Annotated in this window: 27 protein-coding genes; 17 read left to right on the top strand and 10 right to left on the bottom strand. The window is 62.4% G+C overall.

Features of this window, described 5'->3' with window-relative positions; all coding sequences use genetic code 11:
* The first annotated feature begins 15 nt into the window (after window positions 1–15).
* Both BCA01S_RS04390 and BCA01S_RS04385 read left to right on the top strand, forming a co-directional pair.
* A complete protein-coding gene (locus BCA01S_RS04390) occupies window positions 16–1,065 on the top strand; it encodes a formylglycine-generating enzyme family protein (protein WP_027775870.1) in 1,050 nt (349 codons plus the stop codon).
* Window positions 1,062–1,874: a MetQ/NlpA family lipoprotein gene (locus BCA01S_RS04385; RefSeq protein ID WP_027775869.1), complete on the top strand. Its 813-nt coding sequence runs from the start codon at window positions 1,062–1,064 to the stop codon at window positions 1,872–1,874. Before BCA01S_RS04390 ends, BCA01S_RS04385 begins: the two co-directional genes overlap by 4 nt.
* Window positions 1,875–1,931: 57 nt before the next feature.
* Here the strand turns inward: BCA01S_RS04385 and BCA01S_RS04380 are convergent, their stop codons facing one another.
* From BCA01S_RS04380 to BCA01S_RS04360, 5 genes are all read right to left on the bottom strand, one after another.
* The gene (locus BCA01S_RS04380) at window positions 1,932–2,804 is read right to left on the bottom strand and encodes a CDP-diacylglycerol diphosphatase (protein ID WP_244145956.1); all 873 of its coding nucleotides are present in this window, start codon (window positions 2,802–2,804) and stop codon (window positions 1,932–1,934) included.
* A gap of 12 nt (window positions 2,805–2,816) precedes the next feature.
* Window positions 2,817–4,271 carry an indoleacetamide hydrolase gene (iaaH, locus tag BCA01S_RS04375; RefSeq protein WP_027775867.1) on the bottom strand — a complete coding sequence of 485 codons (1,455 nt, stop codon included), beginning with the start codon at window positions 4,269–4,271 and terminating at the stop codon, window positions 2,817–2,819.
* 14 nt (window positions 4,272–4,285) lie between these two features.
* Window positions 4,286–5,203: a hypothetical protein gene (locus BCA01S_RS04370; RefSeq protein ID WP_027775866.1), complete on the bottom strand. Its 918-nt coding sequence runs from the start codon at window positions 5,201–5,203 to the stop codon at window positions 4,286–4,288.
* Window positions 5,204–5,324: 121 nt separating this feature from the next.
* Complete coding sequence (locus BCA01S_RS04365; RefSeq protein ID WP_027775865.1) at window positions 5,325–5,540, bottom strand: hypothetical protein; 216 nt, start codon at window positions 5,538–5,540, stop codon at window positions 5,325–5,327.
* 326 nt (window positions 5,541–5,866) lie between these two features.
* Window positions 5,867–6,526 carry an NADPH-dependent FMN reductase gene (locus tag BCA01S_RS04360; protein ID WP_027775864.1) on the bottom strand — a complete coding sequence of 220 codons (660 nt, stop codon included), beginning with the start codon at window positions 6,524–6,526 and terminating at the stop codon, window positions 5,867–5,869.
* A gap of 445 nt (window positions 6,527–6,971) precedes the next feature.
* Between BCA01S_RS04360 and BCA01S_RS04355 the strand changes: the two genes are divergently transcribed.
* A complete protein-coding gene (locus BCA01S_RS04355) occupies window positions 6,972–7,652 on the top strand; it encodes a J domain-containing protein (RefSeq protein WP_027775863.1) in 681 nt (226 codons plus the stop codon).
* Window positions 7,653–7,857: 205 nt separating this feature from the next.
* Window positions 7,858–8,310: a low molecular weight phosphatase family protein gene (locus BCA01S_RS04350; RefSeq protein WP_052369431.1), complete on the top strand. Its 453-nt coding sequence runs from the start codon at window positions 7,858–7,860 to the stop codon at window positions 8,308–8,310.
* A 28-nt stretch (window positions 8,311–8,338) separates the two neighbouring features.
* Here BCA01S_RS04350 and BCA01S_RS04345 read toward each other — a convergent pair whose 3' ends face one another.
* Window positions 8,339–8,665 carry an H-NS histone family protein gene (locus tag BCA01S_RS04345; RefSeq protein ID WP_027775861.1) on the bottom strand — a complete coding sequence of 109 codons (327 nt, stop codon included), beginning with the start codon at window positions 8,663–8,665 and terminating at the stop codon, window positions 8,339–8,341.
* Window positions 8,666–9,283: 618 nt separating this feature from the next.
* Between BCA01S_RS04345 and BCA01S_RS38905 the strand changes: the two genes are divergently transcribed.
* Entirely contained in the window at window positions 9,284–9,592 is a 309-nt protein-coding gene (locus BCA01S_RS38905; RefSeq protein ID WP_027775860.1) for a hypothetical protein, read from the top strand.
* Between the two features lie 58 nt (window positions 9,593–9,650).
* On the opposite strand, the gene BCA01S_RS04335 is transcribed toward BCA01S_RS38905, so the two are convergent.
* Window positions 9,651–9,920: a hypothetical protein gene (locus tag BCA01S_RS04335; protein WP_027775859.1), complete on the bottom strand. Its 270-nt coding sequence runs from the start codon at window positions 9,918–9,920 to the stop codon at window positions 9,651–9,653.
* A 365-nt stretch (window positions 9,921–10,285) separates the two neighbouring features.
* Here BCA01S_RS04335 and BCA01S_RS04330 point away from each other — a divergent pair, with 365 nt between their 5' ends.
* The 6 genes from BCA01S_RS04330 to lra1 all read left to right on the top strand — a co-directional run bounded on the left by BCA01S_RS04330 (window position 10,286) and on the right by lra1 (window position 16,574).
* Window positions 10,286–11,548 carry an MFS transporter gene (locus BCA01S_RS04330; protein ID WP_027775858.1) on the top strand — a complete coding sequence of 421 codons (1,263 nt, stop codon included), beginning with the start codon at window positions 10,286–10,288 and terminating at the stop codon, window positions 11,546–11,548.
* Between the two features lie 170 nt (window positions 11,549–11,718).
* The gene (locus tag BCA01S_RS04325; protein ID WP_027775857.1) at window positions 11,719–12,063 is read left to right on the top strand and encodes a hypothetical protein; all 345 of its coding nucleotides are present in this window, start codon (window positions 11,719–11,721) and stop codon (window positions 12,061–12,063) included.
* Between the two features lie 267 nt (window positions 12,064–12,330).
* A complete protein-coding gene (locus BCA01S_RS04320) occupies window positions 12,331–13,083 on the top strand; it encodes an SDR family NAD(P)-dependent oxidoreductase (protein WP_027775856.1) in 753 nt (250 codons plus the stop codon).
* Window positions 13,084–13,196: 113 nt separating this feature from the next.
* Entirely contained in the window at window positions 13,197–14,522 is a 1,326-nt protein-coding gene (locus BCA01S_RS04315) for an MFS transporter (RefSeq protein WP_027775855.1), read from the top strand.
* A 50-nt stretch (window positions 14,523–14,572) separates the two neighbouring features.
* A complete protein-coding gene (rhmD, locus tag BCA01S_RS04310) occupies window positions 14,573–15,751 on the top strand; it encodes an L-rhamnonate dehydratase (protein ID WP_027775854.1) in 1,179 nt (392 codons plus the stop codon).
* A gap of 40 nt (window positions 15,752–15,791) precedes the next feature.
* Window positions 15,792–16,574 carry an L-rhamnose 1-dehydrogenase Lra1 gene (gene lra1, locus BCA01S_RS04305; protein ID WP_027775853.1) on the top strand — a complete coding sequence of 261 codons (783 nt, stop codon included), beginning with the start codon at window positions 15,792–15,794 and terminating at the stop codon, window positions 16,572–16,574.
* A gap of 15 nt (window positions 16,575–16,589) precedes the next feature.
* On the opposite strand, the gene BCA01S_RS04300 is transcribed toward lra1, so the two are convergent.
* Window positions 16,590–17,585 (bottom strand): LysR family transcriptional regulator, encoded by a 996-nt coding sequence (locus BCA01S_RS04300; protein ID WP_027775852.1) that lies wholly within the window; start codon window positions 17,583–17,585, stop codon window positions 16,590–16,592.
* A 127-nt stretch (window positions 17,586–17,712) separates the two neighbouring features.
* Between BCA01S_RS04300 and rhaM the strand changes: the two genes are divergently transcribed.
* The 6 genes from rhaM to rhaS all read left to right on the top strand — a co-directional run bounded on the left by rhaM (window position 17,713) and on the right by rhaS (window position 23,717).
* Window positions 17,713–18,036: an L-rhamnose mutarotase gene (gene rhaM / locus BCA01S_RS04295; RefSeq protein ID WP_027775851.1), complete on the top strand. Its 324-nt coding sequence runs from the start codon at window positions 17,713–17,715 to the stop codon at window positions 18,034–18,036.
* Window positions 18,037–18,102: 66 nt separating this feature from the next.
* Entirely contained in the window at window positions 18,103–18,996 is an 894-nt protein-coding gene (locus BCA01S_RS04290) for an amidohydrolase family protein (RefSeq protein WP_027775850.1), read from the top strand.
* Between the two features lie 61 nt (window positions 18,997–19,057).
* Entirely contained in the window at window positions 19,058–20,587 is a 1,530-nt protein-coding gene (locus BCA01S_RS04285; RefSeq protein ID WP_027775849.1) for a sugar ABC transporter ATP-binding protein, read from the top strand.
* Window positions 20,584–21,645, top strand: a complete 1,062-nt coding sequence (locus BCA01S_RS04280; protein WP_027775848.1) for an ABC transporter permease — start codon at window positions 20,584–20,586, stop codon at window positions 21,643–21,645. Before BCA01S_RS04285 ends, BCA01S_RS04280 begins: the two co-directional genes overlap by 4 nt.
* Window positions 21,638–22,654: an ABC transporter permease gene (locus BCA01S_RS04275; RefSeq protein ID WP_027775847.1), complete on the top strand. Its 1,017-nt coding sequence runs from the start codon at window positions 21,638–21,640 to the stop codon at window positions 22,652–22,654. Before BCA01S_RS04280 ends, BCA01S_RS04275 begins: the two co-directional genes overlap by 8 nt.
* 55 nt (window positions 22,655–22,709) lie before the next feature.
* Entirely contained in the window at window positions 22,710–23,717 is a 1,008-nt protein-coding gene (gene rhaS, locus BCA01S_RS04270; RefSeq protein ID WP_027775846.1) for a rhamnose ABC transporter substrate-binding protein, read from the top strand.
* A 174-nt stretch (window positions 23,718–23,891) separates the two neighbouring features.
* Here rhaS and BCA01S_RS04265 read toward each other — a convergent pair whose 3' ends face one another.
* Window positions 23,892–25,040: a CmpA/NrtA family ABC transporter substrate-binding protein gene (locus BCA01S_RS04265; protein WP_027775845.1), complete on the bottom strand. Its 1,149-nt coding sequence runs from the start codon at window positions 25,038–25,040 to the stop codon at window positions 23,892–23,894.
* Between the two features lie 9 nt (window positions 25,041–25,049).
* Complete coding sequence (locus BCA01S_RS04260) at window positions 25,050–25,625, bottom strand: ANTAR domain-containing response regulator (protein WP_027775844.1); 576 nt, start codon at window positions 25,623–25,625, stop codon at window positions 25,050–25,052.
* Window positions 25,626–25,690 lie beyond the last annotated feature (65 nt).

Below are 25,690 nucleotides of genomic sequence, written 5' to 3'. Positions count from 1 at the left end.
GGAATTGCCACTGTCATGAGAATCGGAGCAAGAACGCTTGCCGGCTTTGGCGGCCTGTTCGCCGCCGTTTTCTGCGTGGCGTTCGCGGTCGCGGCGTGGCCTGCGCGAACGGCCGGTTTCGACGATCTGAACCGCGCGCGCCCGCTTGCGCCGCTCGGCTCAGAAGCGCAGTGCGAGCGCTACGCGGGTCTGCCCACCGGCTGGCGCGACGACGCGAAGGCCGGCATGGTGCATCTGCACGGCGGCACCTTCGTGCTCGGCAGCACACGCGGTTATGCAAACGAGCGGCCTGCGGGCGACGGCCTTACGCGCGTCGGTGGTTTCTGGATCGATCAGACCGACGTGACGAATGCGCAATTCGCCGCGTTCGTCCGCGCGACCGGCTACGTCACCGACGCCGAAAAGCAGGGCGGCGCGGCAGTCTTCCACGTTCCGACGCGGGAAGAAATGAACGCACGCGACCTTGCGTGGTGGACCTGGGTCAAGGGGGCATCGTGGCGGCATCCGACGGGCGAACGCAGCAACATCGACGCGCAGATGAGTCAACCGGTGACGCTCGTCACCCAAGCCGATGCGTTCGCGTATGCACGGTGGCTCGGCCGCGACTTGCCGACCGAGGCCGAATGGGAATACGCGGCGAAGGGCGGGCAGGAGGGCGCGGACCTCGACACGGCACCGCGCGATGCGCACGGCAAGCCCGCCGCAAATTACTGGCAAGGCGTGTTCCCCGTTCTCAATACCAACGAGGACAAGCATGTGGGTCTGTCGCCCGTCGGCTGTTATGCGGCCAACGGATTCAAGCTGTACGACATGATCGGCAATGCATGGGAGTGGACGAGGGACGTCTACACGGGCGAACACCAATCGCATACGAATGGCGATACCGCGGCAATCGCACCGCCCACGCGCAGACACGACACGCCGATGGTCATCAAGGGCGGCTCCTTCCTCTGCTCGCGAGATTACTGCGTGCGCTACCGGGCGTCGTCGCGCGAGCAACAGGAAGCGGACCTGCCGGCATCGCATATCGGTTTTAGGACCATCTCGCGGGACACCAAAGGATGAATCCGCGACGTGTTGTGCACGCAGCGATTAGCGCGATATTGATCGGCTCGGCGGCCATGTGGGGAGCAACAGTTTTCGCGGATGCCGCGCAACCGCGTGTGAAAGTCGGCGTCACGCGCGGCACGCACGCCGAAATCATGAACGAAGTGCGGCGCGTCGCAACCGCTCGCGGACTCGACATCGAAGTGGTGACGTTCGATAGCGGTGCGCAGATCGACGCGGCGCTTGCCGCGCATCGTATCGACGCCGCGAGCTTCGAAGACGGCCCAGGCTTTGAAGCGTCGCGCAAAAAACACGGCTATCCGCTTTATGAGGTGGCGACGACGGTCACCCTGCCCATGGCGCTCTATTCGCGCCAACTGACGAACCTCGCGCAAATCCGGCGTGGCGCGAGCGTCGTCATTCCTGACGACCGGGAAGGCATGGCGCGAGCGCTAGTCCTGCTGCAGAACTACACACTGCTAACTTTCGACGACCGCGCCGGCCTCCACGCGACGTTGCGGGATGTCACGGGTAATCGCCTGAATCTGTCGCTGCGTGCGCTGCCCCGCGACCGGCTCATCGCGGCGTTGAATGCGGCAACGATTGTCGTGATCGACAGCCAGAGCGCGCAACGGGCGGGACTTTATCCTGCACGCGACAGCATCGGCATTGAGGACGCCCGCTCACCGTACGCGGGCGTGCTGGCGGTGCGCGAGGCCGAGCGGGGCGAGCCGTGGGTCGCGCAACTGGTGTCGGCCTATCACTCGAACGATGTAGCGCATTTCATTCTGACGCGCTATCAGGACTCCGTGCGCCGGCCATGGTGAGGTCGTTCTCGCTCGTATCCTGCGCGCGCACGGGATCGCCTCTCGAATGTGCTGCCGCTATGAGGCGTCGGCGACGTGGCATGAGTGATCGAGTAGATCTTCGGCGGAGCCGCTGCCATTGTCCGCATCGAGGCCGCTATTCACGACTAGCCAGCCGTCTTTCTCTGCCGATGGTCCCGCACCCGTCACAAGGATGGTTTGCATCGCCATTGCATCGGCGTTACGGTTGTCGCGCGAAACGAGGCGAAACGGATCGCTCGTGCCGCTCAGCGCGGTAATTCGCATGACCCGGTAACGGTTGCCGTCGAGCGTGTCCCAATGCCACTCGCCGGGCGCGTCTTTCGCGTGGCGCGCGAGCGCGTCGCTGATATCGCGGCGCATGCAATCGATATGAATATGCAACTGGTTTTGCGAGCGGCGGAATTGAGAGTTGATTTCGAGCCCCAACTGATCGTCGCGCAGCGTCCGCTTGACCGAGCGATTCACGTAGTCGCGTGAGCCCCACGCGTCGGCCCAATAGCCCTGCGCATGTGGCGCGAGCACGAGCGGACTTTCAATGCCGGTGATACGGTCCGTTGGAATCAGCAGATACTGCGAGCGGCCGACGATATCCTTCAGGATTGCATAGCGTTTATCGAGGTCCACGAACGTGCATTGACCGGGCGTGCCGGTCGCCTGTTGCGAAGGCACGCAGCGCATATCGACGATCTTCCATAACGCATTGGAATCGACGGCCGCAATACGCGCGCATCCGGCGGCGGCAAGCGCGATGCCCAGCGCCGCGACGACGCGCCGGAAGTAATGCGTGCGTTTCTCTGTTGGTCGGCGACCATCGGATCCGGAAAGTCGAGGCGTGTCTGGAGGCGTTTTTATCGATGCGTGAAGGTGAATGTGGGCATGAGCCTGAGCGCGGGTTATTTCTATCGGCATGTTTTATCTTGCTTAAAGCACGGGCGGTGGCAATGGGCCCAATAACTGTTCGAATGCCACGCCGATTGCGAGCAGACGCCTGTCACTGCCAAGCGGCCCATCCAGTTCGAGACCGACCGGCAAACCGTGCGCGCTCATTCCCGCGGGCAAGGACAGTCCGGGAATGCCCGACGTGCTGGCCGGATCGGTATTGCGCAGGAACGCTTCCATCGTATCGATGGGCGGCGCGCCATCGATGGAGACGGTCGATGAACCGTTGATCTCGTCGATTGGCACCGCAGTGAGCCGTGTGGTGGGAAACAGCAGCGCATCGAGACGTTCATCGGCGAAAGTCGCGGCGATATAGGCCTGCAGCAATGGCCGCCAGTGATTCAGCGCCGCCTCGTAGTGCGCGTCGAGCGAGCCCGCGATCACCGCGTCGTAAATCGCACGGACATCGGGGCTCGCGATGCGAGCCGCCAGTTCGCTGACGGTCTGCACCGGCGCCTGGTTGGCGACGAGCCAGGCGTTCACATCGCCGCGCGCTTCGTGAATAGCGATCGGGCCGCCGACCATGCCGTTCAGGTCGTTCAGTTCGCTCATCGCCACCGGCACGAAAACGACGCCCGCTGCTTCGAGCCGTTTCAACGCGGCGCGCGCCACGTCCTCGACCTGCTGCGCGAGACCTTCCCACAGCGGCGCCGGCAAGCCGATGCGCAAGCCGTTCAGCGCGACGGTGGGCAACGGACCCTCGCCGGTAATCACGCCGTCGAGCAGCGCGATATCGGCCACGCTGCGCGCCATCGGTCCGACGGTGTCGCGGGTATGGCTGATCGGCACCACGGCGTCGGGGTCGTGATAGCGCCGCTCGGCGCCGCCATTGCCAACCGACGGACGAAAGCCCGCGGTACCGGTCAACGCGGCGGGGATGCGTGTCGAGCCGCCGGTGTCGGTGCCGAGGCCCGCGGGCGCGATGCGTGCAGCGATTGCCACCGCCGTGCCGCCCGACGAGCCTCCGGGAATCAGCTTGGGATCGTACGGATTGCGCACCGGCCGGGCATGCGTCGCGAGGTTGGTACTCGTGATGCCGAACGCGAGCTCGTGCATGTTGGCCTTGCCGAGAATGATCGCCCCGGCGTCGATGAGACGTTGCGCCGAACGCGCGTTGGTGCCCGGGACAAAACCTTCCAGAGCAGGCGTGCCTGCGGAGGTCTGCAGTCCCGCGGTATTGATGTTGTCCTTGACGACGATCGGCAGTCCGGCAAGCGGCAGTTGCGCTCTCGCCGACGCGGGCAGCGCGTCGATGCGCCGGCCGGCGGCGAGCGCGCCGTCGAGATCGATCACGGTCAGCGCGTTGAGCGTGCCGAGCGCCGCTGCTCGCGCGAGAAGCGTCGCGACGTAATCTGTTGCCTTGAGCCTGCCCGACTGGATCGCGGCGACTGCGTCGGTTGCACTCAACGCAAGCTGTTCATCGACGGTCCATGCCATGGACGTGCTCCTTATCATGCAGTGTTTGTTCGAGCCGAACGTTTGATGAAGCGCAACGCGAATCGCGCGAGCGCGGGCACGAGCCGCGGACGCAGCAGCCGCACGTCGTAGCCGCTCATGCGGCGCTCGTTCTCCGCGAGGCATAGCTCGATGAGTTCGGGCGTTTCGAGCCCTTTGCCGATCACACTACTGTTGGCGGGCAGAAAGTTCGAGTCGTGCGCGACGCCGTTCGCATCGATGCCTCTCGCGATCGCCACGCGCTCCCAGATCAGCACGGCCCAGATCGCGGCCACACGCAACGCGTGCCACGGCCTGCGCCACAGCGGCATATTATGTCGATGCCACGCGACCCAGTTGACGAAGAACAGAATGTGGCGCGCTTCTTCCTGGATCACGGGCTCGAAAGTTTCGACGAGCGCTTCGGGAAAATAGCCTGACTGCTGCGCGGCGCGAAACAGGCCGAACGCGAAGAAGCTGTCGATGCACTCGCTGTAGCCCGTCCGCATCCATGCCCATTCGGGATCGCGCGGCGGCGGATAGTGCGGTTCGGGCGCGATCTCGATGCCGTATGCCGCAATCAGTTTTGCAAGCACGCGTTTGTGACGGGCCTCTTCGTCGCCGTCCATCGTGATGGCTTCGCGAAGCAGTGGGTCGCTCAGTCGCTCCGCGTAAGTGTGAACGTTGATCGACGCGCGGCCTTCGGTCTGCACCGCAATGTCCCAGATGGGCAGCGAGCACAGCCGCTCGAGCGCATCGGGCGACAGCGCGGGCCAGTCGATCACGGCGGGTTTATAAGGATCGTGAGTCTCGAGCAACATGCGGCAGAACATGTGCTTGTGCGCCTCCGAGCCGATCTTCACGCGGGCGGTGCCGGTGAACGTCCAGTGGCGCAGACTGTGGTCTTCGGCTACATCTATCAATGTGTCGGACATGGCAAGCGTACAGAGAGCGAACTCGATGTGTCGCCTATTCTGTCACATTGCCCCGGGATACGGCGCCTGCGCTGCACTGCCGGCGCCTGATGATCGTGGTCACCGGGCGATCACTGCACGGTCACTGCTGATTATCGACCCACATGCGTCCCCAGCGAAACGCGTAGTCGAGCGCGTGTTCTTCGTCGAAGAAATAATCGAGCGCGTCGAAACAATATGCCTGGCTGTGGCTCGCGCTGGCTTTTTCGATGGTCAGGTTGGCGGCGAACAGCCCATTGGGCAAACGTTGCACGGCCGGTGCAACTTCGTAGCCCTTGTAGCGGATATGTGAATTCATAGTTGTGGCAGTGAAGATGCCCGCTTATGTTGCAAGGAGCCGGTGCATATGACGCCACGCGTTTGCGTAGGCATCAGGCGGCGGATGAGTCGGCGGGCAGGCTCAAGCGTAGGCCGCACTGAAGGGCCCGTGAACCAATCTTTCTTCGAAAGCAAATTAGCGGAGGTCCGGAACGCTTGTCAGAAGACCGGGTAACGACATGTTTGCCGGGTTCGGACACACTATCCCGCGCGCAACGTTATTAGTCTGTTATGTGGCGCACGGTTCGTACAAGCGCGAGTGCCCCGGCCCGCGAATGCGGCCGGGGGGCGTCGTAGGCGAGGGGATTAAACCGCGTGCAGCAGACGCGCGGGTTGCGCGTGCTGCTGTGAGGTGCCCGATGCATTCGGGCTGGCAGTGCGATGCGGGTTGAAGGCCAGCGCGAATTGCGCGGCTTGCTGGCCGACAGTAGCGAGTTGATCGACCACCTTTGGGTCGGAACAGGTGTCGACATTATCGAAGCGCGTTTCGAGCGTGTTGATGCCGGCCCCGAATGGCGTCGGCCAGCCGCGCAACGCGTGCACGATCGAGCGCAGAGAAGTCAGCACAGAACCCGCGGCTTGCCAGCCATAGGCGGTCACGATGCAGCCGACCGCGCGGCCGTCCAGATACGGACGCTCGTCGGCGCGTAGTTCCTCCAGCGTATCGAGCGCGTTCTTGACGAGGCCGGACACGCCGCCGTGATAGCCCGGCGTCGCGATGATCAGCGCGTCGGCGTGGCGCACCGCTTCGATCAGTTCGAGTTGTTCGTCGGTGCGTTCGCTGTGTTCCGGCGCGTAGTGCGGCAGGCTATGCAGGAACGTGCCGCCGAACAGCCGGGTAGTGGCACCCGCCGCCTGAGCGCCGCGCAGCGCAAAGCCGAGCGCTCGCTCGGTCGACGAGGCGGCCCGCGTCGTGCCGCCAATGCCGACAACGAGCGGCCGGCGGTTTTGGTCGAAACTGGTCAACGAAATGCTCCTTCTGTAGCGGATCACGGCGCTTTTGCGCGAGTCCGCGCTGAGGCGGGCCCGGCTAAACCGGACTTTGAAGCACCATCTTAATGAGCGCGAGGCCCCGCACGAAGCGACTTTTTGTTCTAACCATATAACCGCGAGGCGTGGGTGGCTGTGCCCGCGTTGATTTGCGCCGATCGCGCCTGATTGTCCGCACTTGACCGGGCCCGATAAGCATATGGCGAACAATTGGTTGGGAGCGCAAGTGGTGGCCGCTATGATCGAAGCGTCTCCTCCATGACACTCCTTGACATGGGACTCGGCCTCGCCACGTTAGTGGCGGGGCTTTTTTTTGTGCGCCGGTTTGCACGACATGCAGACGCCGCGCGTTCACGGTCCAGCCGTTTATCGCGTGCTACGATGGTTCGCGACACGTTATCCGGCGAGCTCGAGCAGGCAAATGGCAACCCTCTATGACACCCTCGGCGTGCCCATGCACGCCACCGGCGAAGAAATCAAACGCGCGTACCGCAAGGCCGCGATGAAGTGGCATCCCGACCGCAACGTGGGCTCCGAGGAAGTTGCGCGCGCCACCTTCCAGGAGATCAGCGACGCCTACGCGATTCTGTCCGACGCGCAGCAACGCAAGGTGTACGACGCCGTCTACGCCGAGCAGATGCGGGAATGGGAGAGACAGCGCTCGCGCCATCAACAGGCACAAGCGGAGCGCGAGGCGGCGGCACGTGCGGCAGAAGAGGCGGCTTACGCCAGAATGGTCGCAGTTGCAATGCGTTTCGCCGACGAAGGCCATAACCGCGATGTCGTGTTCGGCGTACTGCTCGGGCGGGAATGCGATCCCGCGCGCGCCGCGCAGATCGCGGATAGCGTGGCGGCGTTGCAAGCTTCGCGGCGCGAGACCGCAGTGAACGCAACTGCTACTCAGGCAGCGCCCGGCGAAGCGAGCGCCGACAGGTCATTTGAACCGGCAACGGCGGGCTCTCATAGGGAAGAAACTGCCGATCGCGACGCGCATGCCGCTCGCGCAGCCCACGGCAAACGCGAGGAAGCCGCAGGCGAAGTGAACCCGCCCGGAGGCTTGGGCGGGCTGTGGTTTCAGTTCCTCAATGGGCTGAAGTTCTGAGTATCTGGCCTCGCTCGCCCACTTCAGGGCGTTTCCAGGGGCAAATTCCCGTAGCGCGCGGATTAAAGACATCGTACTGTCACGGGGGCGCAAGACTCAGCGGGCACAATCGCACATAGAAGATACAAAAACAGAGTACGGGGTACGCGTGACGAGGAAATATAAAGTGCTGTTTCTCTGCCGTGAGAATTCAGCACGCAGCATCATGGCAGAAGCTTTGCTTCGGGAACTGGCTGGGCACCGGTTTGAGGCATTCAGCGCAGGGCCGGAGCCGGCCTTGCGGGTCCATCCATTGACGGTCGCGCAATTGCGGCCCGGCGTGTCGGACCTCGGCGTGCTATGCCCGAAAAGCTGGCTTGAATTCACCGGCGAATGGGCGCCCCGCATGGACCTTGTGGTCGCGCTCGACGCGAGCGTTGCGGTTCCGCATGCGCCCGCCTTTCCGGGAGACCCCGAATTCGCTGCCTGGCATTTCGCCGATCCGCTCGCCGACGGTATATCCGAGTCAGAGCGCGTTCGCCTGTTTCAAAAGGTGTTCTGGCAAATCGTGCGTCAGTTAAGCGCCTTTATTGAAGCGCCGCAAGATGCGCTGCTGTCGCGAGCGACGTCGGCCCGCGGTGCACGCACTCGTGCTCCTGCCAGTTTGCCCAACCTGTAACGTCTAGCGATAGCGCGGCGCCGGCCGCTCAGTGCTCGTTCGAGCGCGCGAGCGGACTGCCTGCAAATGGATCGTTTTTCCAGTCGACGCGTTTTTTCGGCTGCGGCGCGGGTGCGGGCGGAGCCGATAATTCAAAATGGTCGATTGATTGGCCTGCGCTGATTGCCTGCTTGAGCCATTGGGGCATTTCTCCCTGGCCGTCCCAGCTATCTCCTGTCGCGCTGCGGTAGCGGGCGTTCTTTTGCGCGGCAGGTTCGGATGCTAGCAGGGCGGCAAGGTCTTCCGGTTTGATGCCAAACTCTTCCATGCGATGGCGGAGATACGCAATCATGCTATCTCGCTTCCTTTCGTCCATAAGATATTAGTCCTTCTAAAGCGTCCAGCGTTCTGTCAAATGCAGATTGCGAGGAAAACCCGCGAGAGCTTCGAGTCCATTTAAATGGCGCCGGTCCGCGGTGAGGTTATTGATCGAAATTGGAAACAACGATGATGACGATGCACTGATTTGGGCGGCTGGTCTCGCGTCAACGCACTGTCTTACGACGGCGTTTCGCGCGCGGCCCTTTCTTGTGGTTATGACAGCATCATAACGCACTGCGCGCGCAATGCACGCACCGTTTTAACTGATTTTGTCGCATTTGAACGCTCATGCGAAGGTTGTTCGCTCCGCCCCCAGTATTGCTCACGGGTCCCGTGCGCCAATTTGAATTCCTTGGCGGCCGAACTATAAAAGAATAGCGGAGAGAACAATCCGTGTTTTCCAGCCTGAGGCGCCTGATTCCGCATCGTACTCGCGTATCCGGTGCCGGCCAGGGCGCGGGCGACCCGTTGCCGGTTGCATTCGACGGGTCGACGCAGCGGGCCCGCGTCGCTGTTGGCACTTGCGTCGGCCTCCATCGGCCAGAAGGTTTTTACGCAGATCGATTATTGAGGAGGGACGATACTGCTGCGCCGGATTCAAGGAGTCTGGACCATGAAACTTCGTTTATTGATGGCGGTGGTAAGCGCCGTTCTTATGCTCGCGCCGCGAGCCGCAAACGCCGATGACGCGCCAACTCAGCCGGGCGCAGGCACAACGTCCGGCCACAGGCTGATGCAGCACGCGAACGAATCGGCACAGGCAACGACCGACATGTCGTTGATAGAACCCGCGGGAACGGCTTCGCAGTCCGTGCAGAATGTCTCTTATGGCGGGACGGCGGCAGGGCGATCAGAATCGGGAACCCGGCAAAATATGCCCTGTTCGGGCGGCCCGCAATGCAGGATTTACTTCGGCCAGTAATCCGCGCAATGCGTCGAGGTGGCGCGCTCTCAGCTGGCGCACCGCCTCGCGTTTCCGTTCATGCCAGCGCGGGTTGCGCGCTGGCGTCTTCGCTTTCGACGATGCGGCTCACCATCGCCTCGACTCCCGGCCCTTGCATCGCGGCCCGCTCGCCAAAGCGGCGGAATTCGTCGAGCAGCGAACGCCACGACGCATGCCAGCGCGTCTCCTTGATACATGTACCCGACGGATCGGCGATCCGCAGTATGCCGCTGTCGGGATAAAAGGTCAGGGTGACCGGCATGCCGTCGATGACGCAGGTCGCGGTGCAGGGGCGGGTGCTAACCATGTTCGAATTCCTTTGAGTGAGCGATGAGTGCACTGGATGCTGTCCGCGCATTCAGCAAGCACCATGCCCAACGCTGCGGTGCGTCGCCGTCGCAGGAAGGGTGAGCGCACAACGACGCCAGAATCGCTCGAATAACCCCACCAACAACTGCAATTTTTCGCAGGGCTCAGCGAACGATTTAATACGATGTTAAGGTGTGTTCCGTCCAGCATGCACCCACCACTTCGTCGATCGAATTTCAGAGCAGGCCAATATGGCCTGCTTTTTTACTCGTGCCGTACAGCCTGCGAGTCGATCTTCGAAGGTGATTAGCAATGTGCAGTCGCTCCAATCCCATTCGTTGTTAATAACTCGCAAACAATACTATGTTAAGAGAAGATAATCTGCTGGCGAGCGCCGTCGCGCCCGGCGATGCGCCATCGTCGTCGCTACGTTCGTGGCTCGCAGTCGTGGCCGTTGCGATCGGCGCCTTCGCGTTCGTCACCACGGAGTTTTTGCCGGTTGGCCTATTGCCGCGCATCGCCGCGGATCTCGGCGTGTCTGCCGGTACGGCCGGTTTAATGGTCACGGTGCCCGGCGTTATCGCCGCGATCTCGGCGCCCGGCTTGATGCTGGTCGCCGGTCGAATGGATCGGCGGCTCGTGTTTCTGTTACTCACGGCCTTATTGCTTGCGTCAAATCTGATTTCCGCATTTGCGCCGAACTTCGGTTTGATGCTGGTGGGCCGCGCACTGCTCGGCGCCGCGCTGGGCGGTTTCTGGACACTCGCGACTGCGGCGTCCGGGCGTCTCGTGCAGCCGAAAGATTCGGCCCGCGCAATGGCCACCATTCTCACCGGCGTTACCTGTGCAACGGTGATCGGCGTGCCGCTCGGAACCTTCATTGCAAGCTTCGCGTCGTGGCGCGCGTCGTTTATGGCAACGGGCGGTCTCGTCGCGGCGGCGCTCATCGCGCAGTTCCTATTCGTGCCGTCGTTGCCGTCGAGCGCCGCATTGCGGCTGAACGATCTGGTCTCGCTGCTGCGCAGGCCCTATCCGCGCCGGAGCATGTTGATGGTCGGTCTTGTGTTCGGCGCGCATTTCTCGTCGTACACGTACATCACGCCGTTCCTGCTGCGCAATGCGAATCTTTCGATGGTGACTGTCACCTGGCTGTTGCTCGGCTTCGGCATCATCGGGTTCTTCTCGAACTTTGCGGTTTCGTCGACGGTCACGCGCAACCTGAAAATCTCGCTCGGCGCAATGATCTCGCTGCTGATGTTCGCGCTCATCCTGCTGCCCATGTTGCAGCATTCGTCGATCGGCGTCGTCGCGCTCGTGCTCGCATGGGGCGTTTCTTTCGGCGCGTTGCCGCTGTGCTTCAGCATCTGGATTCAGCAGGCAACGCCCGATTCGCCGGAAGCCGGCTCTGCGCTTTTTGTGAGCATCATTCAGGTGGCGATCGCGGTGGGCTCGCTAGTCGGCGGTATCGTGGTCGATCAGGTCGGCATTTCCACCGACTTTCTATTCGGCAGCGGCCTCGCGTTGCTCGGCCTGGCGGCGCTCGTGAGCTTCGGCCGAAGCGGCGCGGGCAAACTCGCGCCGAAAGCGGTAGCTTGCGCGGAGTGCAGTGCGGCGTGTGGAGACTAGTCACGCAATCAGGTCTGCGGGCGTCGACGCGGTATTGATTTTCAGGCGCGCGCCCGCAATTTCGTTTGCTGACTATCTATACATTTGACACGCCCGGCGAGTGCTGATGAATGAAGCACGAGCCGCAAGCCAGGCGAAAGCCCGACGCCACCCACGCAAAAGACAAGCGGATGAAACACACGGAATCGACACAACCCTCTGCCACTCGCGCAGAACTGCTGTGCTTTCTCGTAGCGATCGCAGCGGCCTCCTATGCACTCAGTGCGGAATGGCGTGTGGATCACGTCGTCCAATGCTGCCGCCAGTGGCTTGCGAAAAACGACATGAGCATGGACTGGCTCGAGCGCGTGAACATCGGGCAACTCGCTTTGAAGATCGCGAGCCGGGATCTGAGGGACGCGGGCGTTGCCGTGCGACTGTCGAATGTACAGGCGCTCTTCACTAGCGAAATGGAACTGAACGAAGCGAGCACGATGGTTCAGCGAATGATGGCGCTTTGCCAGGAAGCGCTCTAATGTGGCCTTATTGATGTACGGTCGGGACCGAGGCTAGTCGCGGCCAGGCATCGCAGTTGCAGCAACCCTTCTCGCAGTCCGTTCCCCGAAGTCTTCTCGCATTGGTGCCTTTTGCGACGCCGCGCTCCGATCCGCTTTTGTTATCGACCTTTCCCATTCTCGGATTGTCGAGGCATCGCGTCGCTCGTATATTGACGTGAAGCGCAACACGGACGCTAACGGCTACAACAACTTGGGCGCGCGTGAACCGTGCGACAGGAGACACAAATGAATCGAATCGATCTGGACGGACGCGTTGTCGCCATTACCGGTGGCGCTCGCGGCATCGGCTACGCGGTAGCGCAACGGGCGCTGCAATCGGGCGCGTCGGTCGCGCTTTGGGACGTCGACGCCGAACGTCTCGCGCGCAGTGAGCGCGAGCTCAGCGAACTCGGCAAGGTGACGGCAGTGACCGTCGAACTCACACAGGAATCGGCGGTGGCGCAAGCTGTCGAACGGACCCTCGCCGATCACGGCGCGATCGACGTACTGGTCAACTGTGCGGGCATTACTGGCGGCAACGGCACCACGTGGGAACTGGAGCCGGACGTCTGGCGCCGCGTGATCGACGTAAATCTGATCGGCCCGTACCTCACGTGCCGCGCGGTCGTTCCGCAGATGCTGAAGCAGGGCTATGGACGGATCGTGAACATCGCGTCGGTGGCGGGCAAGGAGGGCAACCCGAACGCCTCGCATTACAGCGCTTCGAAGGCGGGGCTGATCGGCCTCACGAAATCGCTCGGCAAAGAGCTTGCGACGAAGAACATTCTCGTCAACGCGGTCACGCCCGCTGCGGCCAAGACCGAGATTTTCGATTCGATGTCGCAGCAGCACATCGACTACATGCTCTCGAAGATTCCGATGAACCGTTTCCTGTTGCCCGAGGAAGCGGCGTCGCTGATTCTTTGGCTCGCATCCGAAGACTGCGCGTTCAGCACCGGCTCGGTATTCGACCTGTCGGGCGGACGCGCGACTTACTGAGCATTCGCGCGGGCGTGGCGTGGATATACGGCGCCACGGAATATACGAGCCGCAAGCAGCACGATATACAAGAACCGCGCAGCCGCTAACGCGAGTTGCGCGAAGGAGACGACATGGACCCGCATCCGAGCGCTTCACTCGAGGCGATCAACAGCAAGGTAATGCGCCGGCTGTTGCCGTTCCTGCTGCTGATGTACGTGCTGGCGTTTCTCGACCGCGCGAACATTGGCTTCGCGCAAAAAGCGTTGCAACACGACACGGGGCTCTCGAACGCGGCGTTCGCATTCGGCGCGGGCGTGTTCTTTGTTGGCTATGCATTGTTCGAAGTGCCAAGTAATCTGCTGCTACATCGTGTCGGCGCGCGTGCGTGGATGTGCCGCATCATGGTGACATGGGGACTCGTATCGGCAGCAATGTGTCTCGCTCATACCGCCACCACGTTCTACACGCTGCGCTTCTTGCTGGGCGTTGCGGAGGCAGGCTTTTTCCCCGGCGTGATCTATTACCTGACGCACTGGTTTCCGCAGCGTGCGCGTGCCCGGGCCGTCGGCATGTTTTATTTCGGCGCACCGTTGGCGTTTATTTTCGGCAGTCCATTGTCGGGCTTGCTGCTCGAACTGAATGGCGCGTTTGGTCTCGCGGGCTGGCAGTGGCTTTTTCTCGTCGAAGGCATTCTGGCAACGCTCGTCGGCGTCTGGGCGTTCTGGTATCTCGACAATCGTCCGGAAAACGCCCGCTGGCTTAACGAGCAGGAGCGCACAACCCTGCGCTCGGCTCTCGACGAAGACGCGCGTGCGGCGTCCGTGCATGGGCCGCATCGCCTTCTCGCCGCACTGGTGGATCGTCGCGTGCTGCTGCTCTCGCTGATCTATCTGCTGATTCAAATGAGCGTGTACGGCGTGATCTTTTATCTGCCGCAACAAGTCGCGGCTCTGCTCGGCACGACGGTGGGATTTCATGTCGGCCTCGTCGCGGCGTTGCCCTGGCTGTGCGCGCTCGTGGTGACCTGGTACGTGCCGCGCCGCGCGGATCGCACGGGCGGACACCGCCTCTGGGCGTCGGCATTGCTTGTCGTCGCGGGTCTTGGCATCGGCGTGTCGGGCCTCGCTCATGACCCCGCGATCGGGCTCGTTGCGTTGTGTTGCGCGGCGAGCGGCTTCATCGCGGCTCAACCGCTCTTCTGGACGTTCCCGACACGCCTGCTCACCGGTGCGGCCGCCGCGGGCGGCATCGCGCTGATCAACTCGCTGGGCAGCCTTGGCGGCTTTATTGCGCCCAGCTTGCGCACGGCTGCGGAACACGCGTTTTCCTCGACATCTGCGGGACTGGTCGTGCTGGGCGCGTCGAGTCTCATCGCCGCGCTGCTGATCGGCACGCTGCTGCGTGGTCACGCACAGGCACCCGGCAAAACCCACGACTTGCTGCACCGCGCCCGCTAAGGGCACATTTCCGGCGACACGTTCGACGCCTATCACGGAGCCCCTCTCTCATGGCCATGCCTACCATCCGGCACGTGCGTGCCTTCATCGTCCGCGGCGGCGGCGCGGACTACCACGATCAGCCCGGCGGACACTGGATCGACGATCACATCTCCACGCCGATGGCGCGCTATCCCGAGTATCGCCAGAGCCGCCAGTCGTTCGGCATCAATGTGCTGGGCACGCTCGTGGTCGAAATAGAAGCAAGCGACGGCACGGTCGGCTTCGCAGTGACGACGGGCGGCGAAATTGGCGCGTTCATCGTCGAGAAACACCTTGCGCGTTTTCTTGAAGGTCAGCTCGTGACCGACATCGAGAAGATGTGGGATCAGATGTACTACGCCACGCTTTACTACGGGCGCAAAGGCGTGGTTCTCAATACGATCTCCGGCGTCGATCTCGCCTTGTGGGATCTGCTCGCGAAGGTGCGTAAGGAGCCTGTGTATCAGCTATTGGGCGGTCCCGTGCGCGACGAACTCGTGTTCTATGCGACCGGCGCACGTCCCGACCTTGCGAAGGAGATGGGTTTTATCGGCGGAAAATTGCCGTTGCAGCATAGCCCGGCCGAAGGGGAAGCCGGGCTCAAACTCAACCTCGAAAAGCTCGCGGACATGCGCAGTCGCGTGGGCGACGACTTCTGGCTGATGTACGACTGCTGGATGAGTCTCGACGTGCCGTATGCAACGCGCCTTGCGCAAGCCGCGCACGAGTACGGACTCAAATGGATCGAAGAGTGCCTGTCGCCCGACGACTACTGGGGTTACGCCGAACTGCGCCGCAACGTGCCGCGCGGCATGATGGTGTCCACGGGCGAACACGAGGCGACGCGTTGGGGCTTTCGCATGCTGCTCGAAATGCAATGCTGCGATCTGATCCAGCCGGACGTCGGCTGGTGCGGCGGCATTACCGAGTTGATCAAGATATCGGCACTTGCGGATGCTCATAACGTGATGGTGGTGCCGCATGGTTCGTCCGTGTATAGCTACCATTTTGTCGTCACGCGTCATAACTCGCCTTTCTCCGAGTTCCTGATGATGGCTCCCAAGGCCGACGAAGTGGTGCCCATGTTCACGCCGCTTCTGCTCGACGAACCCGTGCCCGTCAATGGACGAATGAAGGTGCCGGACACACCGGGCTTTGGCGTGAGGCTCAATCCGGAATGTGCGCTGGTGCGGCCATATCCGCGTTAATGGCTGCCGTAGTCAGGATCACCCAGCAAAGGAGAGTGACGTGCTTCTCAAGGACAAGGTCGTGATCGTCACCGGCGGCTCACGCGGCATTGGCCGCGCGATTGCCGTCGCGTGCGCAACGGAAGGCGCGGATGTGGCAATCAACTACTGGGGCGATAACGACGCGTCGTACGGACGGCGTTCCGCGGTCGCGGAAGTGGTCGAGCAGATCGAAGCGCTCGGCCGGCGCGTGATCGCAGTGGAAGGCAACGTTGCCGCGCGCGAAACGGGTCAGCTACTCGTGCGTCAGACCGTCGAAGCATTCGGCAAGGTCGACGTGCTCGCGAGCAACGCAGGTATTTGTCCGTTCCATGCGTTTCTGGACATGCCGGCGGAGGTGCTGGAGTCCACAGTCGCGGTCAATCTGAACGGCGCGTTCTACATCACGCAAGCGGCCGCGCAGCAGATGAAAGCGCAAGGCACCGGCGGGGCGATTGTGGCGACCAGTTCGATCAGCGCGCTGGTGGGCGGCGGCATGCAGACCCATTACACGCCGACCAAAGCAGGCGTTCATTCGCTGATGCAGTCATGCGCGGTTGCGTTAGGACCGTACGGCATCCGCTGCAATTCGGTCATGCCCGGCACGATCGCAACAGACTTGAACGCCGAAGATCTCGCCGACGAAGCGAAGAAGGCCTACTTCGAAAAGCGCATTCCGCTGGGCCGGCTGGGCCGTCCCGAAGACGTGGCCGAATGCGTGGTGTTCCTCGCGTCCGACCGCGCGCGTTATGTGACGGGCGCGGCGTTATTGGTGGACGGCGGCCTGTTCGTCAATCTGCAATGACGCGCGATGCTGACATTAACTGACCGGAGCGGAAGCAACAGCGGCTTGCGCGGACGCAGCGGTATCTTCGCGTGCGAGAAGCCGCGAGAAGCCGCGCAGCAGTTCGATGAAGCGCAGCGCGGGTTCGGCGAGCGTTTCTTCCTTGCGCGTGAGAATGCCGAAGCCCGCAAGGCTCTTGCCGATCTCGAGCGGCAGCGCGACGAGCAGCTTGCCGCGCAAATGATCGCGCACTACCGACTCGGGCAGCATTGCCACCGCATCGTAATTTTCCAGCAACTGCAGTGTGGCGAAGATCGACGCGCATTCGGTGAGATTGACCGGCGTGGCAAGTCCCGCGCGCGCGAGTTCTTCCTCGAACAGCACGCGCGCCGGACTGCTCACCGGCTGCGCAACCCAAGGCCAGTCGATCAGTTCGCGCAACGTCATGCGCGCGCGGCTCGCAAGTGGATGCACCGAGCGCACGACGAGCAGCAAGGTCTCGCGCGCGAGCGGCTCGAAACTGAAATCGTTGTGTTGCAACGGACTCGTCAGTCGTCCAAGCGCAAGGTCGACTTCGCGGCGATGCAGCAATTGCACGACCTGGTCGCTGGTTTCGCCGAGAATGCGGACGTTCAGCAACGGGCTTTCGGTTTTCAACGCGGCGACGGCCATTGCCATCAGGTCGGGCGCCGCGCCCATGATCGCGCCAACGGTCAACTGTCCATGTCCGCCGCGCCGTTTGACTTCCAGGTCTTCGGCGAAACGCGTGAGTTCGGCGAGCGCACGCCGTGCGTAGGCCAACGTGACGACGCCAAGCGGCGTGGGCGTCATGCCGCGCGCGTTGCGCTCGAACAGCAGAAAGCCGAACGCTTCTTCGATATCGCCCAACATGCGGCTGGCGCTCGGCTGTGCAACGTTCACCGCTTCGGCAGCCTGGTGGAGGTTGCGCGCGTCGTCGAGCGCGACGAGCAGCGCGAGGTGCTTGAACTTGAGCCGATTGACGAGTGCGACGGTTGCTGAGAGTGGGCTCATGGTTGCCGTGCGATTCGGTTTGTGGATCGCCCAATCCCAACTACGGATTGAGATGCTATCGACGCACGAATTATAGTCTTTGCAGGCGCTTCGCCGCGAAGGCGCCAATAACGACGAGACAGCCGCAATGGAGACAATCGCTTTCCGGATGGTGCTCAACCCCGGCATGCGCGAGGAGTACGAGCGCCGTCACGCCCAGATCTGGCCAGAACTCGTTGACGCGTTGCACAACGCGGGCGTGCGCGAGTACCGGATTTTCTTCGATCCAGGCACCGATCATCTATTCGCCGTGCTCACGCGAACCACGCATCACACGATGGACGCGCTCTCTGAACTCGAAGTCATGCGCAAATGGTGGGATTACATGGCCGACATCATGCATACAGCGCCGGACCACACGCCGCATCAGCAACCGCTCGAGCAGGTGTTTCGTCTGAGTTCGCTCGGCTGAAGTTCGGGCCGACATTCGGGCTGACGTTCGCGCTGAATTCCACGCTTGAAACGACGGAGGCATCGCATGCAGGTTGTCGATTCGCATATTCACTTGTGGGACCTGAAGACGCATCGCTATCTGTGGCTGGAAAATCCTGGCGTGTCGTTTGTTGGCGATGCGCGCGACCTGAAGCACGACTATCTGCTCGCCGATCTGCTCGGCGAAGCCGGGGATATCGATGTGAAGAAAGTCGTGCATGTGGAAGCGAATCACGATCCCGCCGACCCCGTCGAGGAAACGCGCTGGCTGCAAGGCATTGCGGATCGTCAAGAATCGCGCGGCATGCCGAACGCGATTGTCGCCGCGCTGGATCTGTCTTCAGCGGATGCGCCCGCGTTGCTCGAAGCGCATGCGTCGTTCGCCAATACGCGTGGCGTCCGGCAGATTCTCAACGTGCACGAGAACAGGCTGTTCGACTATGTGGGCCGCCATTTCATGCGCGAGCCGCAATGGCGTGAGAACTTTGCGTTGCTGCGCCGTTACGACATGTCGTTCGACCTCCAACTTTATCCGTCGCAAATGGAAGAGGCCGCGGCGTTGGCGCGCGCGCATCGCGACACGCGCTTCGCCGTCAACCACGCAGGCATGTTCGTCGATCGCGACAGCGTCGCCGGCTATCGGGCATGGCGCGACGGCATGCGCATGCTGGCGGATTGCGAGAACGTCTGCGTGAAGATCAGCGGACTTGCGATGTTCGATCATCAGTGGACTGTGGAAAGCTTGCGGCCCTACGTGCTCGAAACGATCGACACGTTCGGAGTCGAGCGCGCAATGTTCGCGTCGAACTTTCCCGTCGATCGTTTGTTCGGCTCCTACGCGGGTTTGTGGCATGCGTATGCAACGATTGTCGAAGGTGCGAGCGCTGCAGAGAAAGAGGCGCTCTTTTGCGGTAACGCCGAGCGTTTCTATCGCATCTGAAGCGGGTCGCGTGGACACAAGCAGGCCGCGCACGCCGTAACGTAAAAGAGGGAGACACGCAGTGCAGCAACCTATATCCGCTGTGCCGAGGCTCGAATTGCGGCATGCGAGCAAATCGTTCGGCCGGGTCCGCGCGCTATCGGACGGCGATCTCTCGCTGTGGCCGGGTGAAGTGCATGCGCTGCTCGGCGAGAACGGCGCGGGTAAGTCGACTCTCGTGAAGATCCTTGCAGGCGTGCATCAGCCGGATAGCGGCGAACTTCTGGTGGACGGCGTGTCGCGCCGTTTCGCCACGCCTGCTCAAGCGCGCGATGCCGGGCTCGCGGTGATCTATCAGGAACCGACACTGTTCTTCGACCTCTCGATCGCCGAAAACATTTTCATGGGACGGCAACCGGTCGACCGGTTCGGGCGCATTCAATACGACGCGATGCGCCGTGAGGTAGACGGACTGCTCGCCTCGCTCGGCGTGGATCTGCGCGCGGATCAACTGGTGCGCGGCTTGTCCATTGCAGATCAGCAAGTCATCGAAATCGCAAAGGCGTTGTCGCTGAACGCCAATGTACTGATCATGGACGAACCGACAGCGGCCTTGTCGCTGACGGAAGTGGAACGTCTTTTTGCAATCGTGCGCAAGCTGCGCGAGCGCGACGTGGCGATACTCTTCATCACGCACCGTCTCGACGAAGTCTTCGCGCTGACGCAACGCGTCACCATCATGCGCGACGGCGCGAAGGTGTTCGACGGTATGACCGCCGATCTGAACACCGACGCCATCGTGTCAAAAATGGTCGGCCGCGATCTGGAGACGTTCTATCCGAAAGCGGAGAGGCCGCCTGGCGAAGTGCGTCTGTCGGTGCGAGGGCTCACGCGCGTGGGCGTTTTCAAGGACATTTCTTTCGACGTGCGGGCAGGCGAAATCGTGGCGCTGGCGGGGCTGGTCGGCGCGGGTCGCAGCGAAGTCGCGCGTGCGATTTTCGGCATCGACCCGCTCGACGACGGCCACATCCAGATAGGCGGCAAACCGCTCGCGGCTGGCAGTCCTGCTGCCGCCGTGCGCGCAGGACTCGCGCTCGTACCGGAAGACCGCCGGCAGCAAGGGCTCGCGCTGGAGTTGAGCATTGCGCGCAACGCGTCGATGACAGTGCTCGGCCGTCTCGTCAGACACGGTCTCATCACGACGCGCAGCGAGACGCAACTCGCGAACCACTGGGGCACGCGTCTACGGCTGAAAGCGGGCGATTCCAACGCGCCGGTCGGCACGCTGTCGGGCGGCAATCAGCAGAAAGTCGTGCTGGGCAAGTGGCTCGCCACCAACCCGAAAGTTTTGATCATCGACGAACCCACTCGCGGTATAGACGTCGGCGCGAAAGCGGAGGTATATAGCGCGCTTGCCGAGCTGGTGCGCGACGGCATGGCAGTGCTGATGATTTCGAGCGAATTGCCGGAGGTACTGGGCATGGCCGACCGGGTACTGGTCATGCACGAGGGGCGTATCAGTGCGGACATTGCACGTGCCGGGGCCGACGAAGAACGCATCATGGCCGCGGCGCTGGGACAACCGATTCCACCGTTAGGGAACGCGGCATGATGCGCCATTCTTCGACTCATCCCGCGCCGGTCCAGGCGCCGCCGCCTTCGAAGCGCCCGCCGGCCACAGCGGGCGGCTTCGCAGCGAACCTCGCAAAGAGCCGCGAAACGACGCTTTTCGTCGTGCTGATTCTATTGATCGTGGGCACCGCTCTCGCGAGGCCGCAGTTCCTGAATCTGCAGAATCTGCGCGACGTGTTGCTCAATGTGTCGATCATCAGCCTGCTGACCGCGGGCATGACGGTGGTTATCCTCATGCGTCATATCGATCTGTCGGTGGGCTCGACGGTCGGCATCAGCGCCTATGCAGTGGGCAGCCTGTACGTCGCGTTTCCGCAGATGCCGGTGGTCCTCGCGCTCGCGGCGGGGCTCGGCATCGGTCTCGTGGCGGGCGGCATCAACGCGCTGCTCGTGGCGGTGGGGCGCGTGCCTTCGCTCGTTGCGACGCTGTCCACACTCTATATATTTCGAGGTGCAGATTATGCGTGGGTGCACGGCGGACAGATCAACGCCACCAGTCTGCCCGATACCTTTTCGCGGCTTGCGACCGGCACCTTCTTCGGCATACCGACGCTTGCGCTCATCGCGCTCGTCGTGCTGCTTGCTCTCGCTATTTACCTGAAGCAGTTTCGCGGCGGCCGTGAGCATTACGCGATCGGCTCGAATCCCGAGGCGGCGCGTCTCGCGGGCGTCAACGTCGAACGGCGGGTCATGGCGGGTTTTCTGCTGTCCGGTGCGATTGCGGGTTTCGCGGGCGCACTGTGGCTTGCGCGTTTCGGCACCGTCGACGCCAGCACCGCAAAGGGCATCGAACTACAGGTCGTCGCGGCTGCCGTGGTCGGCAGCGTCGCGATCACGGGCGGCGTCGGCACGATACTCGGCGCGACGCTCGGCGCGCTCGTGCTGGGCGTGATCAGCATTGCGCTAGTCGTGCTGCACGTCTCTCCTTTCTGGGAACAGGCGATCGAAGGCGCGCTGATCGTCGCGGCCATTACCGCCGATACGTTGCTCGCCCGCTCCGTCGCCAAACGCATGATGAGGAAACGCGATCATGGCTAAACCCGATTCCGCGCTGCTCACGCGCAAACGCGAAACGCCGCTGCAATGGGAAGTATTGCTCGTGATCGTGCTGATTCTGTCGATCGCGCTCGGGCGAGTGCTGTCGCCGGTCTTTCTGACCGGTGCGAACCTCAGCAACGTGCTGGCGGATCTGACCGAGATCGCGTTGATGGCACTGCCGATGACGTTGATTATCGTTGCCGCTGAAATCGATCTGTCGGTGGCTTCGGTACTCGGTGCCTCCAGTGCATTGATGGGTGTGCTGTGGCACACAGGCTTGCCGATGCCCGTAGTGATCGCGCTCGTACTGGTTGCCGGCGCCTTGGCGGGCCTGCTGAACGGGCTCGTGATCGTCAAGCTGAACCTGCCTTCGCTCGCGGTAACCATCGGCACGCTCGCGCTCTTTCGCGGGCTCGCCTACGTGCTTCTCGGCGACCAGGCCGTCGCCGATTTTCCCCCGGCCTATACGGCGTTCGGCATGGATACGCTCGGCGGGACATTTATCCCGTTGCCGTTTGCGATCGTGATTGTCGGCGCAGTGCTGTTCACCGTATTGCTGCAATCCACCGCGTTTGGCCGCAGCCTTTACGCAATCGGCGCCAATCCAACTGCCGCCGCGTTCTCCGGCATCGAAGTCACGAAGATCAGGTTGCGCCTGTTCGTGCTGTCCGGTCTGATGAGCGCGCTCGCGGGCGTGGTCTACACGCTGCGTTTCACCAGCGCGCGAGGCGACAACGGCGAGGGCTTCGAGTTGTCGGTGATCGCAGCGGTGCTGTTCGGCGGGGTGAGCATTTTCGGTGGGCGAGGCTCGATGATCGGCGTGCTGCTGTCGCTGCTGATTATCGGTGTGCTCAAGAACGCATTGACGCTCGACGACGTTTCGAGCGAGACGCTCACCATCGTCACCGGCGTATTGCTGCTTGCATCGGTGCTGATACCCAACCTGGTTGCGCGCTGGCGCGCGGCGCGTGACCGGCGCTTCATCGCGAGGTCCGCTTCTTCTCAATAACGTCATCATCAAACCCGGACAGTACAACGTCCAACTACACGGCAGGAGACACTTCATGTTCAAACCACTACGTCACACCGGCGCGGCGGCGCTCTGCGTTGCGTTGCTCGCGATCAGTTGCGCGGCGCCCGCTGCGGGCCTGAAAAACGGCCTGAAGATCGCATTCGTGCCGAAGCAGATCAACAACCCATACGAAGTGATTGCCGACGACGGCGGCCTCGCCGCAATCAAGGAATTCGGAGGCGTGGGCAAGGTGGTGGGGCCGTCGGATGCCGGGGCGTCGTCGCAGGTGCAGTACATCAACACGCTGATCACCCAGCGTCAGGATGCAATCGTGATTGCCGCCAACGACGCCAACGCGGTCGTGCCGTATCTGAAGAAGGCGATGTCGCAAGGCATCAAGGTCGTCACCTTCGATTCGGACACGGCACCCGAGGGTCGTCAACTGTTCGTGAATCAGGCGAACGCGGAAGGCATCGGCCGTGGTCAGATTCAACTCGTGTCGAAACTGATGGGCGGCGAGGGCGAATTCGCGGTGCTGTCCGCGACGCCGAACGCGACTAATCAGAACACGTGGATCAAGTGGATGCAGGAGGAGTTGAAAAAGCCTGAGTACTCGAAGATCAAACTGGTAAAGATCGCTTACGGCAACGACGACGATCAGAAGTCGTTTGTCGAAACGCAGGGTTTGCTGCAGGCATATCCGAACCTGAAGGCTATTGTCGCGCCCACCACGGTCGGCATTGCGGCGGCGGCGCGTTACATCTCGTCGTCGTCGAGCAAGGGCAAGGTCGCGGTAACGGGTCTCGGTACGCCGAATCAGATGCGCGCGTTCGTGAAAAACGGCACGGTCAAGGCATTCCAGTTGTGGGATCCGAACGAGTTAGGCTATCTCGCCGGCTACGCGGCGGCAGCGCTCGCGTCGGGAACGATCAACGGTAAGGAGGGCGAATCGTTCGATGCAGGTAAGCTCGGCAAGCGCACCATCGGTCCGCAAGGCGAGATCATTCTCGGACCGCCGACAACGTTCGATGCGAGCAATATCGACAAGTTTAATTTCTGAGCGCGGGGCTGCGCTCCTGGGGCGCGGCGTTCGGGCGAAGGGCGAGGTGCGCAGGGCGCGGTGCGATACACCGCTGGTGCGCCTCGCGCATTGTTTGATGACTCCGACCTGAGCATCCGCGTCTATCGCCTTCACCTTGCCCCGGAGCGAAGTCCGAGCCCGGCACATGCAAGCTTATCGTCGAACCTCGAATGCACGAGCAAAACCAGCGGACGGCGTCGCGCTGTCCCACACCTTGCCGTCCATGAACGTTCGCGCGTTCTCTTGCGCGGGCACCGCCACCTTCACCTTCGCGGCGGCTTCGCGATAAAGCTGCGTCTGGTTGATGCTCTCTGCGATCTGCGTGTAATCGCTGCGTGCGTCGATCATGCCCCAGCGCTCGAACTGCGTCAGGAACCACGCGCCTTCGAATGCGTGTGGGTAGTTCACCTCTCCGTTGTCGAAGAAGCGCATCGGCAAACCGCGCGGCACGGAGGCCGGAATCCTGTCGCCGAAGCGCGCGGCGATCAGGGCCTCGTCGATGCCGATATAGTCCGGCCGGGCAAGCCAGCGCGCGATTTCAGTGCGATGACCGGGGCCGTCGAGCCAGCGGCACGCTTCGAGCATCGTCTGTACGAGCGCGCGCGCCGTATTCGGATACGCGCTCACAAAATCGCGCCGGCACGCGAGCACTTTCTCTGGGTGGTCGGGCCACACCTCGCTCGTATACGCGACCGTTCTGCCGACGCCTTCCGCTTCGGCCATCGCGTTCCACGGCTCGCCGACACACAGGCCGTCGAGCTTGTCTTCCGCGAGCGCTGCGACCATTTGCGGCGGCGGAATCACCACGCTTTCGATGTCGCGCAACGGGTGCACACCTTGCGCAGCGAGCCAGTAGTACAGCCACATCGCGTGCGTACCGGTCGGAAACGTCTGCGCGAATACCGGCTTGCGCCCGAGTGTAGCGAGCGCCTTGGGCAAGTTGCCATGTTCGGCGAGTGCATCCGCGAGACGGCTCGACAGTGTGACCGCCTGGCCGTTGCGGTTGAGTACCATCAACACAGCCATGTTGGTTTGCGGACCGCCCAGCCCGAGTTGCACCCCGTAGACGAGGCCATAAAGCGTGTGCGCCGCGTCGAGATCGCCGGATAGCAGCTTGTCGCGCACGGCAGCCCACGAAGGCTGGCGCGACAGTTCGAGCGTGAGACCGTGCGCGTGACCGAATTCAAGCAGCTTCGCGGCGACGAGCGGCGCGGCATCGGCGAGCGCCACGAAGCCAAGCCGCAAGTGGGTCTTCTCCAACGGCGCTAATGCTGACGATGCGAGGTGACTGGGAGTGTTCATGGACGTGCTTCACTTGAGCGATTCAGCCGACGCGACGACCGCGCGCGCGACCTCGGCGAGCTTGACGCCCTGATTCATCGCGCGTTTGCGCAGCGTGGCGTAGGCGGCGTGCTCGGTGATTTTCTGCTGATCCATCAGCAGGCGTTTGGCGCGGTCGATCAGCTTGCGCTCCGCAAGTTCGTTCTCGACTTGCGCAAGGCGTTCGCGCAGCTGCGATTCCTGCGCGAACCGCGCAAGCGCGACTTCGAGAATCGGCGCAAGCCTTTCGGTTTCGAGCCCTTCGACGAGATAGGCGGTCACGCCCGCGCCGACGGCGTCGCGGATCAACTGCTGGTTGGCGTCGTGACTGAACATCAGGACCGGGCGCGGCGCGGTCGCGTTCATCACCGCGAGCTGTTCGAGCGTATCGCGCGAAGGCGAGTCGGTATCGATGATGATGACGTCCGGCCGCTCGCTCTGAACCACACTATGCAACGCGTGCGGCGTCGCGGTGCTGGCGAGCATCTCGTAGCCGAGGCGGGCGAGCGCGTCACGCAGGTCGCCTATTGGCTTGTCGGTATCGGTGACGAGGAGAACACGCAGCATGGAGTAGTGGCAATCGACGACTGACCATTGTTGAAGCAAAGTCTATGCCAATAACCGCTAAGCCT

The sequence above is a fragment of the Paraburkholderia caledonica NBRC 102488 genome, assembly GCF_000685095.1.
In the GTDB taxonomy this organism is placed as follows: domain Bacteria; phylum Pseudomonadota; class Gammaproteobacteria; order Burkholderiales; family Burkholderiaceae; genus Paraburkholderia; species Paraburkholderia caledonica.
Note: the sequence above shows the minus strand (reverse complement) of the source record. Positions and strands in the feature narration are given on the sequence as shown.

Coding starts and splice junctions, on each gene's coding strand:
- BCA01S_RS04390 (WP_027775870.1), top strand. CDS start 16: ATGAGAATCGGAGCAAGAACGCTTGCCGGCTTTGGCGGCCTGTTCGCC.
- BCA01S_RS04385 (WP_027775869.1), top strand. CDS start 1,062: ATGAATCCGCGACGTGTTGTGCACGCAGCGATTAGCGCGATATTGATC.
- BCA01S_RS04380 (WP_244145956.1), bottom strand. CDS start 2,804: ATGCCGATAGAAATAACCCGCGCTCAGGCTCATGCCCACATTCACCTT.
- iaaH (WP_027775867.1), bottom strand. CDS start 4,271: ATGGCATGGACCGTCGATGAACAGCTTGCGTTGAGTGCAACCGACGCA.
- BCA01S_RS04370 (WP_027775866.1), bottom strand. CDS start 5,203: ATGTCCGACACATTGATAGATGTAGCCGAAGACCACAGTCTGCGCCAC.
- BCA01S_RS04365 (WP_027775865.1), bottom strand. CDS start 5,540: ATGAATTCACATATCCGCTACAAGGGCTACGAAGTTGCACCGGCCGTG.
- BCA01S_RS04355 (WP_027775863.1), top strand. CDS start 6,972: ATGGCAACCCTCTATGACACCCTCGGCGTGCCCATGCACGCCACCGGC.
- BCA01S_RS04350 (WP_052369431.1), top strand. CDS start 7,858: ATGGCAGAAGCTTTGCTTCGGGAACTGGCTGGGCACCGGTTTGAGGCA.
- BCA01S_RS04345 (WP_027775861.1), bottom strand. CDS start 8,665: ATGGACGAAAGGAAGCGAGATAGCATGATTGCGTATCTCCGCCATCGC.
- BCA01S_RS38905 (WP_027775860.1), top strand. CDS start 9,284: ATGAAACTTCGTTTATTGATGGCGGTGGTAAGCGCCGTTCTTATGCTC.
- BCA01S_RS04335 (WP_027775859.1), bottom strand. CDS start 9,920: ATGGTTAGCACCCGCCCCTGCACCGCGACCTGCGTCATCGACGGCATG.
- BCA01S_RS04330 (WP_027775858.1), top strand. CDS start 10,286: ATGTTAAGAGAAGATAATCTGCTGGCGAGCGCCGTCGCGCCCGGCGAT.
- BCA01S_RS04325 (WP_027775857.1), top strand. CDS start 11,719: ATGAAACACACGGAATCGACACAACCCTCTGCCACTCGCGCAGAACTG.
- BCA01S_RS04320 (WP_027775856.1), top strand. CDS start 12,331: ATGAATCGAATCGATCTGGACGGACGCGTTGTCGCCATTACCGGTGGC.
- BCA01S_RS04315 (WP_027775855.1), top strand. CDS start 13,197: ATGGACCCGCATCCGAGCGCTTCACTCGAGGCGATCAACAGCAAGGTA.
- rhmD (WP_027775854.1), top strand. CDS start 14,573: ATGGCCATGCCTACCATCCGGCACGTGCGTGCCTTCATCGTCCGCGGC.
- BCA01S_RS04300 (WP_027775852.1), bottom strand. CDS start 17,585: ATGAGCCCACTCTCAGCAACCGTCGCACTCGTCAATCGGCTCAAGTTC.
- rhaM (WP_027775851.1), top strand. CDS start 17,713: ATGGAGACAATCGCTTTCCGGATGGTGCTCAACCCCGGCATGCGCGAG.
- BCA01S_RS04290 (WP_027775850.1), top strand. CDS start 18,103: ATGCAGGTTGTCGATTCGCATATTCACTTGTGGGACCTGAAGACGCAT.
- BCA01S_RS04280 (WP_027775848.1), top strand. CDS start 20,584: ATGATGCGCCATTCTTCGACTCATCCCGCGCCGGTCCAGGCGCCGCCG.
- BCA01S_RS04275 (WP_027775847.1), top strand. CDS start 21,638: ATGGCTAAACCCGATTCCGCGCTGCTCACGCGCAAACGCGAAACGCCG.
- rhaS (WP_027775846.1), top strand. CDS start 22,710: ATGTTCAAACCACTACGTCACACCGGCGCGGCGGCGCTCTGCGTTGCG.
- BCA01S_RS04265 (WP_027775845.1), bottom strand. CDS start 25,040: ATGAACACTCCCAGTCACCTCGCATCGTCAGCATTAGCGCCGTTGGAG.
- BCA01S_RS04260 (WP_027775844.1), bottom strand. CDS start 25,625: ATGCTGCGTGTTCTCCTCGTCACCGATACCGACAAGCCAATAGGCGAC.